This is a genomic window from Diplocloster modestus (assembly GCF_019042245.1).
Classification (GTDB): domain Bacteria; phylum Bacillota; class Clostridia; order Lachnospirales; family Lachnospiraceae; genus Diplocloster; species Diplocloster modestus.
The window spans coordinates 207,472-223,457 of the sequence record NZ_JAHQCX010000004.1; the positions used below are offsets into that span (position 1 = coordinate 207,472).

Annotated in this window: 13 protein-coding genes and 1 CRISPR repeat array; of the genes, 3 read left to right on the plus strand and 10 right to left on the minus strand. The window is 45.3% G+C overall.

What is annotated here, in order from left to right; genetic code table 11:
- Positions 1 to 106: 106 nt before the first annotated feature.
- The 3 genes from KTH90_RS25085 to KTH90_RS07935 all read right to left on the minus strand — a co-directional run bounded on the left by KTH90_RS25085 (position 107) and on the right by KTH90_RS07935 (position 1,833).
- Complete coding sequence (locus KTH90_RS25085; protein WP_330655959.1) at positions 107 to 514, minus strand: hypothetical protein; 408 nt, start codon at positions 512 to 514, stop codon at positions 107 to 109.
- A gap of 71 nt (positions 515 to 585) precedes the next feature.
- A complete protein-coding gene (locus KTH90_RS25090) occupies positions 586 to 984 on the minus strand; it encodes a hypothetical protein (protein ID WP_330655960.1) in 399 nt (132 codons plus the stop codon).
- A gap of 420 nt (positions 985 to 1,404) precedes the next feature.
- Positions 1,405 to 1,833, minus strand: a complete 429-nt coding sequence (locus tag KTH90_RS07935) for a hypothetical protein (protein ID WP_158350125.1) — start codon at positions 1,831 to 1,833, stop codon at positions 1,405 to 1,407.
- A gap of 203 nt (positions 1,834 to 2,036) precedes the next feature.
- Here KTH90_RS07935 and KTH90_RS07940 point away from each other — a divergent pair, with 203 nt between their 5' ends.
- Positions 2,037 to 2,855: a M15 family metallopeptidase gene (locus KTH90_RS07940; RefSeq protein WP_158350126.1), complete on the plus strand. Its 819-nt coding sequence runs from the start codon at positions 2,037 to 2,039 to the stop codon at positions 2,853 to 2,855.
- A 33-nt stretch (positions 2,856 to 2,888) separates the two neighbouring features.
- Here the strand turns inward: KTH90_RS07940 and KTH90_RS07945 are convergent, their stop codons facing one another.
- From KTH90_RS07945 to KTH90_RS25300, 6 genes are all read right to left on the minus strand, one after another.
- On the minus strand, positions 2,889 to 4,328 hold the full coding sequence (locus tag KTH90_RS07945; RefSeq protein WP_158350127.1) for an MATE family efflux transporter: 1,440 nt from the start codon (positions 4,326 to 4,328) through the stop codon (positions 2,889 to 2,891).
- Positions 4,329 to 4,691: 363 nt separating this feature from the next.
- Positions 4,692 to 6,196: direct repeats of the CRISPR family, unit length 33 nt; unit sequence ATTTAGATCCACAGGCCCCTGCGAGCCTGACCC.
- A 304-nt stretch (positions 6,197 to 6,500) separates the two neighbouring features.
- Positions 6,501 to 7,358 carry a type I-C CRISPR-associated protein Cas7/Csd2 gene (gene cas7c / locus KTH90_RS07950; protein ID WP_158350128.1) on the minus strand — a complete coding sequence of 286 codons (858 nt, stop codon included), beginning with the start codon at positions 7,356 to 7,358 and terminating at the stop codon, positions 6,501 to 6,503.
- On the minus strand, positions 7,355 to 9,220 hold the full coding sequence (cas8c, locus tag KTH90_RS07955) for a type I-C CRISPR-associated protein Cas8c/Csd1 (RefSeq protein WP_158350129.1): 1,866 nt from the start codon (positions 9,218 to 9,220) through the stop codon (positions 7,355 to 7,357). The genes cas7c and cas8c overlap by 4 nt, the downstream gene beginning before the upstream one ends.
- Positions 9,221 to 9,943, minus strand: a complete 723-nt coding sequence (gene cas5c, locus KTH90_RS07960; RefSeq protein WP_158350130.1) for a type I-C CRISPR-associated protein Cas5c — start codon at positions 9,941 to 9,943, stop codon at positions 9,221 to 9,223.
- Positions 9,944 to 9,962: 19 nt separating this feature from the next.
- Positions 9,963 to 12,335, minus strand: a complete 2,373-nt coding sequence (gene cas3, locus KTH90_RS07965) for a CRISPR-associated helicase Cas3' (RefSeq protein ID WP_238726605.1) — start codon at positions 12,333 to 12,335, stop codon at positions 9,963 to 9,965.
- A 101-nt stretch (positions 12,336 to 12,436) separates the two neighbouring features.
- Entirely contained in the window at positions 12,437 to 12,712 is a 276-nt protein-coding gene (locus KTH90_RS25300) for a DUF3892 domain-containing protein (protein ID WP_158350132.1), read from the minus strand.
- 775 nt (positions 12,713 to 13,487) lie between these two features.
- Between KTH90_RS25300 and KTH90_RS07975 the strand changes: the two genes are divergently transcribed.
- Positions 13,488 to 13,703 carry a hypothetical protein gene (locus KTH90_RS07975; RefSeq protein WP_158350133.1) on the plus strand — a complete coding sequence of 72 codons (216 nt, stop codon included), beginning with the start codon at positions 13,488 to 13,490 and terminating at the stop codon, positions 13,701 to 13,703.
- Positions 13,704 to 13,949: 246 nt separating this feature from the next.
- Positions 13,950 to 14,372, plus strand: a complete 423-nt coding sequence (locus KTH90_RS07980) for a hypothetical protein (protein ID WP_238726607.1) — start codon at positions 13,950 to 13,952, stop codon at positions 14,370 to 14,372.
- 298 nt (positions 14,373 to 14,670) lie between these two features.
- Here KTH90_RS07980 and KTH90_RS07985 read toward each other — a convergent pair whose 3' ends face one another.
- The gene (locus tag KTH90_RS07985) at positions 14,671 to 15,657 is read right to left on the minus strand and encodes a LysR family transcriptional regulator (RefSeq protein ID WP_238726608.1); all 987 of its coding nucleotides are present in this window, start codon (positions 15,655 to 15,657) and stop codon (positions 14,671 to 14,673) included.
- Positions 15,658 to 15,986 lie beyond the last annotated feature (329 nt).

Below are 15,986 nucleotides of genomic sequence, written 5' to 3' on the forward strand. Positions count from 1 at the left end.
GTGTAATATCCCAACCCTGGGAAGAAATTTGTGTATCTACGGGAGTTTATCCGATATTCGGGTTGATCCTCCTGCAGGGAGACATCCTTTATTTTTCGTTCTCACATTACTCTATGCGCTCAAGAAATTCTTCGATGCTGTCCGCTCTCGCTGCCAACTTTAACCAGGCAGATAAAATACTTACATCCTTCTGAGAAGTAACGCGTATGCGAAGCTGTTCCGGCACTTGCCCTAACTCTCCCAAAAGTTCCAAAACATCATCTGCTTTCCCTTGTTCTATCCCCAAATTTTCGCGTTCTTTCAACTCATCCGCAAATAATTCCCGTAATGCTTCACACATTTTTCTGCCCTCCTGATATTTTTTCCAGTTCGCCCGTACGATCAGATCCATCGCAGCCGCGTACAACGGGTTCTTTTCCATTCCTTTATATGCCTTGGCCAACGGTTCAATATCCGCTTTCAGCTCCAGGTCATTTCGCAGACGGCCCAGCCAGACATTCTCTTCTTTTGACAACTCTCCGATTATAAGAATCTGTATCGGGAACAAAAAACCTGAAACATAATAGATCCCCGGATACGGCCTATCTACTTCTGCATGATAAAAGTCTTGTAAATACAAAGCAGCTTTCTTGGATAATGGTACCCAGCCAGTGTTATGGTTAATTCCTCCGGTGGAATCTCCATCTCATGTTCTGTGTTGGCTTGATAAATACAGGTATATCCGTTTACTTTAAAAAAACTGTTGATACTAATATAGTCTTCCGGCCCTTTATATTCTACAAAATTATACCGGCGAAAGATCCTGCCGATACTTTTCTCAATCCGGAAGCCGGGTTCCTTTTTTATAATCAACGTATCGATCTGAAGCGGTTTACTCGAGAGGTTATATTCCCGCTCAAATTGAAGGAAATCTTCTCCATTAGATAGTTCAATCTGCAGGGCCGCCTGGAATGCCGGATGCCATTGCAATATCCTTTTTCCCATATATATTTCTCCTATCTATTATAATAGAATTTATCCGGTTCTTCAATGGTCATTCCATAAGCATTCCTCCGCTTCTTCGATCTTCTTATTGTGTTATCGCGCTGAATCTTCGGCCGATTCGGCCATTAATGTGCTGTGCAGCACTTAAGAGTGTCACATATGTGACAAATAGAATCCTTCTGCGGTTTAGACCCGCAAAGATCTGTGACGATCTGAGTTTTATTATACATAATTTACATATATTCTGCAATATTCAGATATATTAAAAATGGTACTGAAAAGCGCAAAAAAATGCTGTTACAAATTGAATTCCAGTGTCCTGGCCATTATTCTGACCGGCCGGCACCGCAACGCACTTTGTAACAACATCCATATTTTGTTTCTTCCTCTTACGGCAATCCTGTGTAATCATCCACAGGATTACAGAAATTTCTTCATCTCATCCACATTTGCCTGTTCCGTCTTAATATGCTTTTCCGCCAGTTTTTTTACGTCCTGGTCAGAGTCATCGTAATCATGCACGCTCTTTGTCATGTTCGTAATCCCCATGGTGCTGCCCTGGATCATAAGCTCCGCGATTTTGGAGGCAGAGTTATCCATCATCGTCTTCGCACTGGATGAGACGTAAGACATCATTTTCGCCATGGGATTCGCACTCGTGGGTTCCTGGTTTCTCTCGTGCAGCATTTTATCCGCCGTATCGTAGGTTTTCTGATACTCCGACAGCTGCCTGGTCAGCACCTGGCTTAAATTGGAATCCTCCGTCTGCTTGAGTATATGCATGATACCATCCCGTCCCATTTCCGCATTTTCACAGATATCACGCAGCAAGTCTACATCATTGATCATTTTATCCCTCCAGCGGCACATTCATTATGCCATTCTTATACAGGAAAAAAGTTTACCTCTTTTCCCAATCATTATCTTTCGGTTAGTTTTGGCAATATCCTGTGAAATTATGCGAATGCAGACAACAACTTTTTATTACTTTCACTTTTTGTCCGCAGTTGGAATATAATAGATTACATCATAGTGAGCAAAGGATTTTGTATATGAAACCTTATATCAAATATTTATTTATCACCGTGCTGGCCGCCGGTTGTTTCTATCTGGACCAGCAGGATTACCAGGCTAGCGATCAGGCTCCGGCTGCGGATCAGACTCATCAAACGCCGGCTGACAGTAAGACCGGGGACTCGGATGCGGCCGCGTCACAGGCTGCCGCCCCTTCTTTGGATTCGCTCTCCATACCGGCTGATAACAGCGGAGCCGTTTCGGATACGGACTGCATCACCTATGCACCTGGCTTTACATATGAACCAATCCCCCAGTCTGTCATCCGGCGTATCACCGGCTGTTCTTACCCGGAAGACTGCCCGCTCCCTTATTCTGAGCTGCGCTATCTGAATCTGATGTACGTGGACTATTCCGGCGGGACGCAGCAGGGGGAATTGATCTGTAACAAAGCCATCGCCCAGGATCTGATTGAAATCTTCTATGAACTGTACCAGGCCGGCTATCCTTTGGCTACAGTATCCCTCATTGATGACTATGGCGCGGACGATGAGGCTTCCATGCAGGCGAACAACACTTCCTGCTTTAATTACCGCAAAATTGCAGGTTCCGACAAGTTGTCTAACCACAGCCACGGATTGGCGGTGGACATCAATCCACTCTATAATCCGTATGTCACGGCGGCAGCAGTTAGTCCTTCCGGCAGCGGGCCCTATGCCGACCGTTCGTCGGAGTTTATCAGCAAAATCGATCATGAGGATCTCGCTTACCGCCTGTTTACGGAACATGGGTTTATCTGGGGCGGCGACTGGGTCAGCCGAAAAGATTACCAGCATTTTGAGAAATCTGATGATTAGTCAGCATCGGAAGCCAGCCTAATGTTGCAGTTTTTATATGCTCTCCTCCCCGGATTGTCCGGCTATTTTGGTGTGATCCTTATCGCTCAACGACCGGTAGGTATAGATGATCGCTATCACTGATATGATAAAGGTCAGAATATCGGACACCGGCATGGAATATAATACGCCGTCTAATCCGAAAAAATGCGGAAGCAGCAGGGCAAAGCCTACGCCGAATACGACCTCCCGAATCATGGAAAGAGACGTAGATAAGAGGGCTTTTCCCAGGGACTGCAGGTAAATAAAGGTGGCTTTATTGATGCACGCGAAGATAAGCATGCACAGATAGATCCGGAAAGCTTTCATAGCGAACTGGGTATAATAGATGCTCTCATTGGAAGCGCCGAAGATCCGGATCAGCTGCCCCGGCAGGATCTCCGCGATGATAAGAGCCACGGCTCCCACGCATCCCTCGGCGGTCAGGAGATAGGAAAAGAGCTTTTTCGCCCGATTCTTTCGTCCGGCGCCTATGTTATAGCCCACGATGGGGATACAGCCTGCTGCCATTCCGACCACCACAGATATGACGATCTGGAAAAACTTCATCACGATTCCCACGACCGCCATCGGGATCTGCGCGTACTGTTCCTGACCGAATATAGGATCTATGGCTCCGTATTTGCGGATCATATTGTTAATGGCCGCCATAGCCGCTACCAGGGAAATCTGCGAGAGAAAGCTGCAGATTCCCAGAGGGATGAATTTGGATATCACTTTTGCGTGGAATCGGAAACTGCTCTTATCCAATTTTACCGCCTTCAAGTGGCAGAGATACCAGACAGCCAGGATAGCCGTCAGGACCTGCCCGATAACCGTCGCCACCGCGGCCCCCATCATGCCCCATTTAAAGATAAATATAAAAATCGGATCCAGAATGATGTTGACAACCGCGCCCGCCAGTGTGGAGACCATGGCGAACCGGGGACTTCCATCGGAACGGATAACAGGATTCATGGCCTGCCCAAACATGTAGAAAGGGATTCCAATTGTAATGTAGGTAAAATATTCTTTGGAATAGGTAAAGGTCTCCGCGTTCACTTTTCCTCCAAAGGCCGTCAGGATCTGGTCCTGGAATAGTAAGTAGAGTGCCGTAATCCCCAAGCTGCTGATCAGGCAGAGCAGGACCGAGTTCCCAATACTTCTGTGGGCATTCGCCTTATTCTTCGCCCCCAGGCTGATGCTCACGAAGGCACAGCAGCCGTCTCCGATCATAACGGCCACCGCCAGCGCTACCACTGTCAGGGGAAATACGACCGTGTTGGCGGCGTTCCCATAGGAGCCCAGGTAATCCGCGTTGGCTATAAAGATCTGGTCAACGATGTTGTACAGAGCTGCCACCAGCAGTGAGATGATACATGGAATCGCGTATTTGCGCATGAGTGTGCCAAGCTTTTCTTTTTCCAGAAATGCGTTGGCGTTTGATTCGTTCATTTTGATAAACCTCCTGTTTTACAATTATTAAGAGTTTCGTATTCGAAAGGCTCTTTGCTGATTGGAACAAAAAAACGCGTGCCGACGAGCTGGTTTTACGCCGTCTGGCTACACGCTTTTCTACTACAGTATATTTATTAATATGTTGTGTGCTGCGGGCTGTTTTTTAAGCTGCCTTTCCTTTGGCCCCGGTCGGTTCCGCAGGGTCACACAGAAGAAAATAAAAACGTGTGGCGATTAACTGGATTTACGCAGTCATGCCACACGTTCTTGTTAAAAAATATCATTTTTTTACGGGATTTGCAAAGGTATTTTTGCACAAAATTTTCCCACAAAATTTCTGCGAAATCCTTTCAGGTTCTGATTTAGATCCACAGGCCCCTGCGAGCCTGACCCACCCGGTGACAGAGTTCTTGTAGCATGGATTCAATTTAGATCCACAGGCCCCTGCGAGCCTGACCCCTTGCGTGTGTGGCAAATACATCAATTACACTGATTTAGATCCACAGGCCCCTGCGAGCCTGACCCGAAACCTAAAACGGCATGAAAACGAAGAGCAAAAAATTTAGATCCACAGGCCCCTGCGAGCCTGACCCATTTAAAATCCTTTTTACCTTACTTTCGTTCACGATTTAGATCCACAGGCCCCTGCGAGCCTGACCCTCGATACGATAGAGGAGTGGGCCGCGCTTCCGGAATTTAGATCCACAGGCCCCTGCGAGCCTGACCCCTGGACACGGATGAAAGTATTTACTGGACTTATATTTAGATCCACAGGCCCCTGCGAGCCTGACCCATTGTCAGTTATAAATTCCAGCATATACTTTGATATTTAGATCCACAGGCCCCTGCGAGCCTGACCCCACTTTTTCATTCAGTTCTTTTACTGCGCCCCAGATTTAGATCCACAGGCCCCTGCGAGCCTGACCCAGGGGATTTAAGCAAACTTATTTACGCTATGGCCATTTAGATCCACAGGCCCCTGCGAGCCTGACCCATATTTTCCCGTTCCATTTGAGCGAAGGCAGCGAATTTAGATCCACAGGCCCCTGCGAGCCTGACCCAGACAGGGCAGACAATCAGCTCGAGATTATAGTCATTTAGATCCACAGGCCCCTGCGAGCCTGACCGTGCCAGAGCAAATCGGTATGCGGCAAATCACAGAATTTAGATCCACAGGCCCCTGCGAGCCTGACCCGGGGACACGGATATTCCGCTCTCCAGGACCTTTGCATTTAGATCCACAGGCCCCTGCGAGCCTGACCCAGGGCGGTGGCGAGGACGATATACCAGATTTTATATTTAGATCCACAGGCCCCTGCGAGCCTGACCCCCGGAAAAGACTTCGTTATTGACGGAATCGAGGATTTAGATCCACAGGCCCCTGCGAGCCTGACCCTAGCAATTTTTTGCTGGAATTGGCCTACTGGCTTATTTAGATCCACAGGCCCCTGCGAGCCTGACCCCAACCTTGTCCACATAAGGTATTCGATCTACCAATTTAGATCCACAGGCCCCTGCGAGCCTGACCCATATTTTCCCGTTCCATTTGAGCGAAGGCAGCGAATTTAGATCCACAGGCCCCTGCGAGCCTGACCCGCTTACGGAATGAACCTTGTAATCGTAGACGGAGATTTAGATCCACAGGCCCCTGCGAGCCTGACCCTTTTGCAATAGTCACAGCATTTCGCGCTTATCTTATTTAGATCCACAGGCCCCTGCGAGCCTGACCCAGGAATGCATTGGGTATTGTTTTTATCGTCGGAACATTTAGATCCACAGGCCCCTGCGAGCCTGACCCACTTCGGTTAGCTTCTCTGCACCGAAGCTTTTCAATTTAGATCCACAGGCCCCTGCGAGCCTGACCCAGCAAAATTATCCAATTACAAACAACCAGAACCAATCTTTTTATACAAACCAAACAATCCCCCTATAAAATCAATACAAAACATACCTCTCTTCAATAGAATTTAGCTATTATTACCCATCTATTTTGGTGCGAATGATCCAGTGATTTCATGTTCACTTCACATTCGCACCAATTAATATTATAAATTCTTCACCTACTAACAAATATGTTCTTTACAGCATATGTAATCCATGCAGGCATTTTTCTACCTCCCTGCATACATATGATAAAAAATGCCACTAATCCGCGTCTCCGTTCCCTACTTATAATCCTTCATAAACTTCCGGCTCCAGGTCCTGCAAAGGATTCAGCATAATCTCATAATCCTCTATCCCCCTCGGACTGCTCTCAGGATTTCTTTGCCTGATCTGCAGAGCCCGATGTACCTTTGCCGAAGAATACTGGCCGGCAGGACAATTATGTTTCCACCAATACACCCGATAAACCTCCATACTGCCATCAGGTCTGGCCGCAGAACAATCATTTTCAAAGAGAGTCTTTAACGCATCTTTAATTTTTTCCGCATCTTCGTCGGTAAATCCTGTTTTTTCTGCCAGCTGGTGATTAATACTCCCCTTTATCACATACAGGCCAAACTCGACCCGATGCTTCATTCCCATCGTATCGGAGGATTTCTTCCCCTCTGCGCTGGGCTCGCTGTTGGTACTTTTTGTAATTTGCAAATCTACGATATCTACAGGAGATACACTGATTCCGGGATGTACAGAAACAGGCCCTCTCACTCCGATCGATACATTGTTGTCTTTAAATGCGAAGACCTGTCCAAAGCTGCGGACATCGATCCACTTTTCGCAAGCGGCTTTCGCATAACTCTCACTATTTTTCTCTTTTAACGCAGCCGCAAGTTCTTCGCAATTCTTTGCACGCTCACTTAAGCTTTTATAGCCATCCTGTATCCGGTCATTTGATTGCACAAAGATCTCTTCCCCCATATCCTGCAGACGGTTCCTGATTTTCCTTTTAACGCACACATCCGAGATTTCTCCGAAGCCGTCATAATCTTCTCTGGGGCGGTTTCCATTCAGGGGATCCCCGTTTGGATTCGCGTTTCTTACAGTAACCAACACCGCAAAATCAATCTTATTTGTAAATTCACTCATTTTGACACCTCTCCTTTGATATTTTTATCTTTCTGATAGATTTCCTGCAATTGATGGTAGTAACCGTGAATATAATCTCCATCCAGTCTGTTTAGGTGCCTGGACGCTTCATCCGGAAACATATCTTCGATCTCCGTCAACAACTGATCGAAGTAAATTCTCTGACCAATGGACAATTTCCGCTTATAAGGTACCGTTTTTTCCCAGATAATCTGCCAGGTCTTAAAAGGCCGCTTTGCAAACATATTTGTATACCTGGTGGCATTTGTCTCCCGGTTCTCTCCCGGTGCAAAGGTGATCGACTCCATAGCATGAGCTACGGCCAATAGCCTGCCATATAGATAATCACCCTTTTTGTTGTCTCTCTCTAAAGCCATTTTTGCTTCCTCCTTTTCATCCTGAGATTCGTCAATATGTTGCTTACTGATCATTGCACAAGTAATCTCCAGATATTTCCGTCTGTTTAAGCGGCTGTAAGCCAACGGCCTGGAGGCATTAAAAATTGCAGCTCTCACCATATCTCTGGGCAGCGGATGTTTATTCAGAATACAGGGCAGCAGCCGCTCTAATGAGGCTTTCATCAATTTATCGTCCACACTTACGATCCCGTTTCTCTCAGCACCGTATGCGGCCAAAATCATATCTTCGGGCCTGGGGGCTCCTATAAAAGTGAAGTACTGATCCATATTGTCCTTTTTATAGCCTAATTTCCATGCACAGGTAGAGTGCCAGAAAGCCAGACGCTCCAGAAAGTCAGAACCATTGGTTGATTGATAATAAGTAAGCGATAATCTCCCTGTGGTAGCCGCATCCATGGCCATGACCACCATACGTGAATTTTTATTATTCAAATCACCATATAATCCTAAAATGGCTTTTCTCAATTCCAAAGCATAAGAAAACCCTGCATCCCCGGAGATTACACCGGCAATCTCCTCTGTGTCTGAAAGCAATTTGGGAACCTGTTTTCCCTCCACATTCCAGGCTATAATGGCAGTTCCAAACCTGCGGAATCCCTGGCGCTGCAGAAGCCAGCGAAGCGCATTGTGAGCCTCCTGTGACTGCACGTAACCAACCGACAGCGCTTCCTCCTTATTTTTAAACCGACCTCTATATGTGAAGCCTGACTCATCGTTCGCTGAAATCAGTTTCGCTTTGTCCGCACTGTTCCGAATCTTCGAGGGATGTTTGTCTGTACACGGAAGTATTTCCCCTGTAACATAATCGATATCTCTCTTTTTTAATGTACTCAGATAATAATTCACATAACTTTCATAGACATCCCTGTTGTTCCAAAGCTCACCCACTAAAGGCGCATCAAAATCCTGTATCCTGAATCGGATAAAACATTCCGAAGGGATAATTCCCTGAATCTTGTCCTTATCCTGAATGATTCCTTTTTCATCCAGACTTATGATCCCTTCTTCGACCAGGTCGGCGATCAGCGTCTTCTTCCTAAGATATCCATAAACTGCCATAACGTATCGATGGCAGTCCCGCGTCTCACACCATCGGGCCAACTGTTGTATATAAGCTTCATAATATTCCGCAGCCTTTTTCTTATCGCTGTGATCAGCAAAATCCCCGGCCACATAACACAATTTATCGCACAAAGGATGCGGCGCGATACCGCTTGACCTGGTTCCTGAATCCTCCGTCACTGGTATAATTGTTACAGCCCGGCCCTTATCTTCTATCTTTCCCGCTTCCTGAAATTCCCCGTCCAGATTAATCGCCACTTCCACCTGCGCATTTTGCGTCGAATGTCCGATCGGCAGAAGCACATTTCCGGTCTCATCTACTAGTCCGACAAGTTCCTTACTGTTCTCATACGTCTCATATAATTCCTGTATCCATCCCAACTATTTCACCTCCTCATATAGTTCCTCCGCGTTTGAAAAATGATCGCCGGTGAATTGTTTCATCTCCATTTGCCGTAGGACTCGCCGCTTCTGACAATCTTCCGGCCTTGCAAAATGGATGACGCCCCGCTCCATCACAGGATTCCAGAATCGAGCCGTCAGCTTTCCCTTTTCTTCCTCTCTGACCGCCTCGTCCGGATAAGTAAATCCATGAACCATCAGGCCAAAGACCAATTCCGGAACATCGTCATAGGCACCTTCCCCTTCCTCGAAACCACAGGGCTCCACATATCCCTGGCACTCCCTCGTGCCCAGGAATATATCCCTGCGTCCGCCCCTCTTCAACATTCTCTGCGCAATAAAAAAGTGCTTATTTTCATTTCTGTCGTCCGCCATATCCGGCCGGTTCTCATTCCACTCGAAGTGGGCCCTGACCCTATATTCCACATCTTTCAGATAGGTGTATATGGAAAGAGTATTACCACCTCCATAATCTACGGGCCTCATCCCCTGGGATTCTGTCTGTATCTGTTTCATAACCCGTACGCTGTCAATATGCCAGACAAAGGTCGGCTTCCAATAGATACTCTCCGTGATACCTTTCAGCGCCTGATAGGTCGGCACCGGATAAGTAAATTTTTCTCCTCCGGTTCTGGTAAGCGGATCGGAAAACAAGGCCCTCCTGCCATACACCTTGAACTCAATACTATTTTCTTTTTCCATACGTTTCCCTCCTGTCTTTTTAATCCTTTGCTCTTCCCTCGGTGACGATTCCAAGAGCCAGATCATAGTATTCTTCTTTTAATGCCAGAACATTTCCATTTAGCAAAACGATAAGGGCGTTCTTCTTTAAAAGTTCTTCTATCTGATATGGAAACAGATTTACGGTATACCGCTGGGCTTTTTTTAACAGTCCCGGCAGCTGTTCGGGAGCCGCCTCTTTATTCAGGATATGGATGAAATCCTTTCCCTTTTTGTATGGCACTAAGATCCCTGCGGTATTACTCTCAATCGCCTCAAATCTATCTCCGGCTGTCTTAAATGCCTGTTTCATAGCCAAATCAGGCAGTATACCCTGCTTAGTGCGGTAAGCCCTGCAGCCCTGTGGATTGTTTTCTAATAACTCTACAAGGTTCGTTCCAATCTCCTCCATAAGGTATTTCATTTTCTGCGCCGCATCGGCTCTGCCGTAATACCTTGTATAGTATTCATGCATGGCCCGGGGAGCCAGTGGGTCTGTTTCCCTCTTCGTAAATTCCGGGATAAGCACTTTGCTGATATTTCCCCCTGTCTCAATCTCCTCCAGTTGTCCCAGGTTCTCTTCCGTACAACGTATCACATACACCACTCCCGCACCGTCTTCGGCCTCAGCGTTACGGTTACAGCGTCCTGCTGCCTGCGCGATACTTTCAAGTCCTGCGTAAGAACGGACAACGCTTTGAAATGAAATATCCACCCCTGCCTCGATCAACGAAGTACTGATACAGACAAAAGGCTCTTCATCCAGGAGCTTCCTGCGCATTTCCCTGATAAAATCAATCCGATGTTCCGGCGCCATAATATTGCTCAAATGCATAATCGCAACCGGGCGGTCCGAATCCTTGTTTCTCGCGCATACTGCTTGATAAACCCGTCTGGCAGCCGCTTTGGTATTGAGAATAACCAGCACATTTCTTTTTTTCTTTAATATTTCTTCCACCAATTCGGCTGTGCGGCCGGCATCATATGGTCCTTTTAGGGGTTTGATCACGGTACGCTTAAGATCGCGGAACAAGTTCTCCGGTGATGAGATGATGGAAGCCGGATCACTTAAGTGGATTGGATTACTTACTTTACCCAATAAGGGCTGCGTAGCGGAACAAAGTACCACCGTCGTATGAAATAGTTGATTTAAGATATTCATTGCCATATTAAAGGGCTCTATCATACGCAGCGGCAGTGACTGAATCTCATCTATAATAATCACGGCATCGGACAAATTATGGAAGCGCCGGACAGCCTGAGTACTTCCCGAAAACAAGGCATTCAGGAATTGTACGAATGTGGTCATTATAATTTTCTGATCCCAATTTTCTGTCAAATGTTTATACCGGCCTAATTCCGTCTGTTTTTCAAGATCTCTATCCTCCGGAATTACATTGGAATGGTGTTCCAGTATCCAGTCTTCTTTTTGCAGAACGTCTCTATATTCCTTACTGTTTTGTTCCAACACAGATATATAGGGCGCGATATAGAAGATCCTTTTCTTCCCGGTATGCTGGGCATGCCTCAGAGCATAACGCATACTGCTTAAGGTCTTTCCCCCTCCCGTGGGTACCTGCAGGATATAAATGCCCGTCCCATTTTCTGCAAAACTGAAACACTCTTCGGAAACCTGATTTCGGTAAGTATTAATTTTATTGGTCTTAGGCAATTTTTTCATGTACAGATCCAGATTATGAAGCGGCTCCTTCCATTTCGGAGCACGGGTCCTGACCTCCTTCTCCTGGCGGTTTCCCGTAAAGGCCGCCGTATTCAGCCGGTCTGCATCTATTAAAATGGATAGCAGCATGCGCTCCAGCATTGCCAGTGCAAAATCTTTTGAAATGTGAACCAGGTCCGTTTCTTTTAAATAAGCCCCTACTTCCTTTACCGCTTCCTGGAACCAAGCATCAAAAGGTAATTCCGACAGATCATCCTTTTCAAAATTTTCCAGGATCTCTGAATACTCAAGAGCGTCCGTATTCTCCTCTAAGCGACGGTGAAAAATATCTTTACCATCCACAGACAGACAATCCATCAGTCCGTGATGTGATAAAATAGCGGTACAGATCACTTGTTCGGTTATCTTTTCCAGTTCACCGTTTTTATTGAAACGACGGTGAATATAGATCGCTCCGGCCGAGCTGTGATTGACGCTTCCCCTTATGGCTGACTGGGGATTTTCTACAGCCGCACGCAAATAAGATTCAAAGCGAATGCGCCATTTTCCCAAATCGTGAAAATATGCCGTTAGTTTTGCGAGATGAGGGATGCGTAGGGGAATTCCTATTATCCAGGCCAGTTCACCGGTTTCTTTCAGATGGTCCGGTATGCTTTGTTCTTTTTGTGTGCTCTTAACTATGTGAGCTATCATACGCTCTCCTTATCGGATGTACCGTTCCATACTTTTCTATAGTTGATTTTAGTGTAATAGAAGAAACCTCATTTTGAGGTTTCTTCTATCTTTATTTAGGGTTATTCTCTTGGCAGATTTAATAGATTATCCGTTTGGGTATCGTTAGGCTGTGAACGGACGTACTTTTCCCCGTATTTACTCTCCGCGGGTACAAGATTAGGATATGGGTAAATGTTGACCTTGATCGAATCCGGATACATTTGCAAATATGTATATAGATATTCTTTCTTGTAGTATCCGTTTAATGCATTTCCCGTGATATAGATTTCTTCGATTTCTGTTAAATTCATAGATGCCTTACAGTATGTCTTCATTTTAATTTTTGTAGCATACATAGTTTTCGTTCCTTTCTGTTCTGTTATATTATTATGAATAAAACCTGTTCGTCAGCTTAAAAATAACATCTCCTTCAGCTGCACAAATTAACAGAACAGTTGACAGAATGCTGCTTATAAATTAAAATAATGTTGTCTAGGCATTATCTACTTTTATAAGTAGATTTGTTACTGTTTCGCATCTGGCATAAAATTGTCAGGTGCGATTTTTATTCATAGGAAAATATTACCATACCACTTAGTTACTGTCAAGCTAATACAACGTATAAATTATATTAATAACATAATCCCGTTTTTTATTGTCGAAGTAATTTTTTTTGCAACAGAATAATTGCTTTTTAAATTTATTCTTGATATACTTTTGGGGTCAGATATTTTTCTGTGGATTTAAAAGACAACAAAACTCGGGACATGTTTTTGATTAATTCATAACACTGCTCAATAACTAATATCTGGTTATTGGGCAGTGTTATTTTATCTATATCTATCGAAATCAGATAAGGCCTGTCCCCCTCTTCTCCCGACCAGACCGCCCGCATAAACTGTACTCCACCCCATCTCCCAACCGGATTCCCGGCCTCATCCCCTCGCGTCCATCATTCACTAATTGTGTCATTTTCTGCAAAATCCAACCACAAATCTGCGCAATAAAATTTAATCATTTCCCATATTGACACACAACGTGTTCTATAGTATTATAATCGTACATATGTTCGATTTCCATTTTTTACCACCAACCCCAATCAGAAAATCGAATACCGAAAAGGAGCCTTCTATGAGAATCAGAAAAGAATATTCGGAAATGTTCCGGCGGGAATATGAGATCGAGGACACGGTCTGTATCGTGAATACGAAGCAGGCGGGGATGTATATTAAGCGTAATATCCCGCTTGTTGATCTGTTCTGGTCCAGGGATACGCTCGTATTTGTATTTAACCGTGAGGATACGAAAGAGGCTTATGAGCTTTGGTGCAGGCATGAGCTGTATTGATAGATAGATTGAAAGAAAGAATTTTAATTATTATACCGTTATAAACGTTATGAATGGAAGAATTATTAATGAACAAAACAGAAATGAAGAACATTGTCAAAAATACGGATTACAATACCGTATACTGCTATCATCAGGATCATGCGGGATTTGTTCCTCAGGAACTCGTGGAAAATGCGGACGGATTAGTGAACATCGTATTCCGGCCTTTTGATTTTGCCACGCTAGCGGCAGTATCCAGAGAAGGTGGCGGAAGTCGTCGTGCCGGAGGACGGCGGATATCACCCGGAGATCCGGGATCTGCTGGTATTGTACTATGTGTTGAGTCTCTCTGCAAATGTGAAGCTGGGAAAGTTTGATGCGGAGGAAATGTACCGGTGCAGTCTTTCTCCCATTGGGAAACTGGTTCTTACACAGATGAATACTATTGGTTTCCTGCAGCGGCTGGAGTCTCTGTGCGATCAGAAGATCGAGTATCGCAAATCAATGGCGCTGAAGGGGAAAGATGAATTTACACAGTTGATGGAGGCGCTGGTGGACCGGGCGAAGGCTGGGGATTTCAGCTGGATACAGCAGGTTGGCGGAGCCGGGTGGATTGGCAGCGGTAATGGGGCTGAACTATCGTGGCTGACAAAGCGGCCAAGGATGACAGAAAAGATTCTGAAATGATGAACTCTGATGCGGCTGTCAGATCGGATTCTAATGTGATGGATCGATTGGATGGGAAAGGTGTGGTGGCATAGGATGGGCTTGACTTTTATAGTCAGGCTTCATTACAGGTATTGCGAAGGTCGTTCCGGTGTTTGGAGGAGTGCCGGAATGACGAAAGGAGTGATTATATATGAGTGAAACACCGTGATTTACGCAGTTAAGCCACACGTTCTTATAAAAATATGACATTATTTTATGTGATTGGCAAAGGTATTTTCGCACAAATTTTCCATTCTAACAGGTTTTCAAAATTGTATTATAGCGTCCTCCGACTTTGCGACGCATCATATCCCACCGTCGTATGTATCTTCTCGTCCGACAGCTTCACCATATGCCGGATAAACCGTTCCTCAAACGCAGAACACCGGTATCTGGCACAGTACAAGAATCCGACTTCCAAAGGCTTCTGAAAATCCGTCAGCGGAATCGCCCTGACATACGTAATCCCCATCCGTTCCAGCTCGCCAATAAACATCTGCGGCAAAATCAACACCACATCCGGCTGGTTGAGAATACGGATAAAATTATCCATCGAATCAAACGTATAGATATAATCGGAAAACTCTTTCACTCGCATATGGGTCATCATATAATTCGACGAAACTTTGTGGTAGCTGTATGTTTGAAAGGTTGCGATCTTGTAGCGGTGGACACTGGTCACATCCGTGGTTTTCTTTACATACAGAGGATTATCTTTCCTGACAAAAGCGCAGATCGGTGAAGAAAACAGCGGCTGAAAGCAAAATTCCCGGCTCTCGATAATGCGCGTATAGATATTCTTCTCATAATCCATGTCAATCATGGAGATCAGCCCAATCCCTACCTGCGAATGAAACAGTTCATTTACAATATCCCCGCTCTGCTTTTCGTGGACAATCAATTCCAGATTTTGATAGGTACGGCAAAATTTCATCAAACCCTCATAAATAAATCCATTACAGATAAAAGGCATTGCCATAAATTCGAGATGTCCGCCCAAACGGTCGGCGCCCGTGCCTAAGACCAGCTGGTTCACCTTTTCCACAATTTCCGTTGCCTGTCCCAGAACTACCAGTCCCGCGTCCGTCGGTACGACTTCCCTGCTGCTGCGGCTGCGCTCAAAAATCTTTACCCCCAATTCTTTTTCCAGATTCAAGATGGCGCTGCTTAAGGAAGACTGCGCGATATATAGTTTATGAGCTGCTTTGCTAAAAGAGCGCTGCCGCTCCACCTCCAGAATATACTGCAACTGTTCTAACCGCATCGTATTCCCCCCTGAAAATATCCACACGCCGTTTTATTAAAGTTTTTACGTTTTACTACTACCCTCTATCTTGATTATGAAAAACTCCTTAGTATTCTTTATTGTATTCATTACTATGTTTTTTAACGTATATATTGCTATGTTTTATACCGTATTCTATATTATTAGTTTAGTCCATGACTATCCTAAAGTCAAATGATCCCTGTTGCCTGAAAACCAGTATCGGGCCTCCGAGTCCACCTCATAGATCGTCCAATCAATCGATCTGCACCGCAGGAATAAGGGGTAAACGACACTCCGATAATTGGATACGCAAATCCGGTATCCAA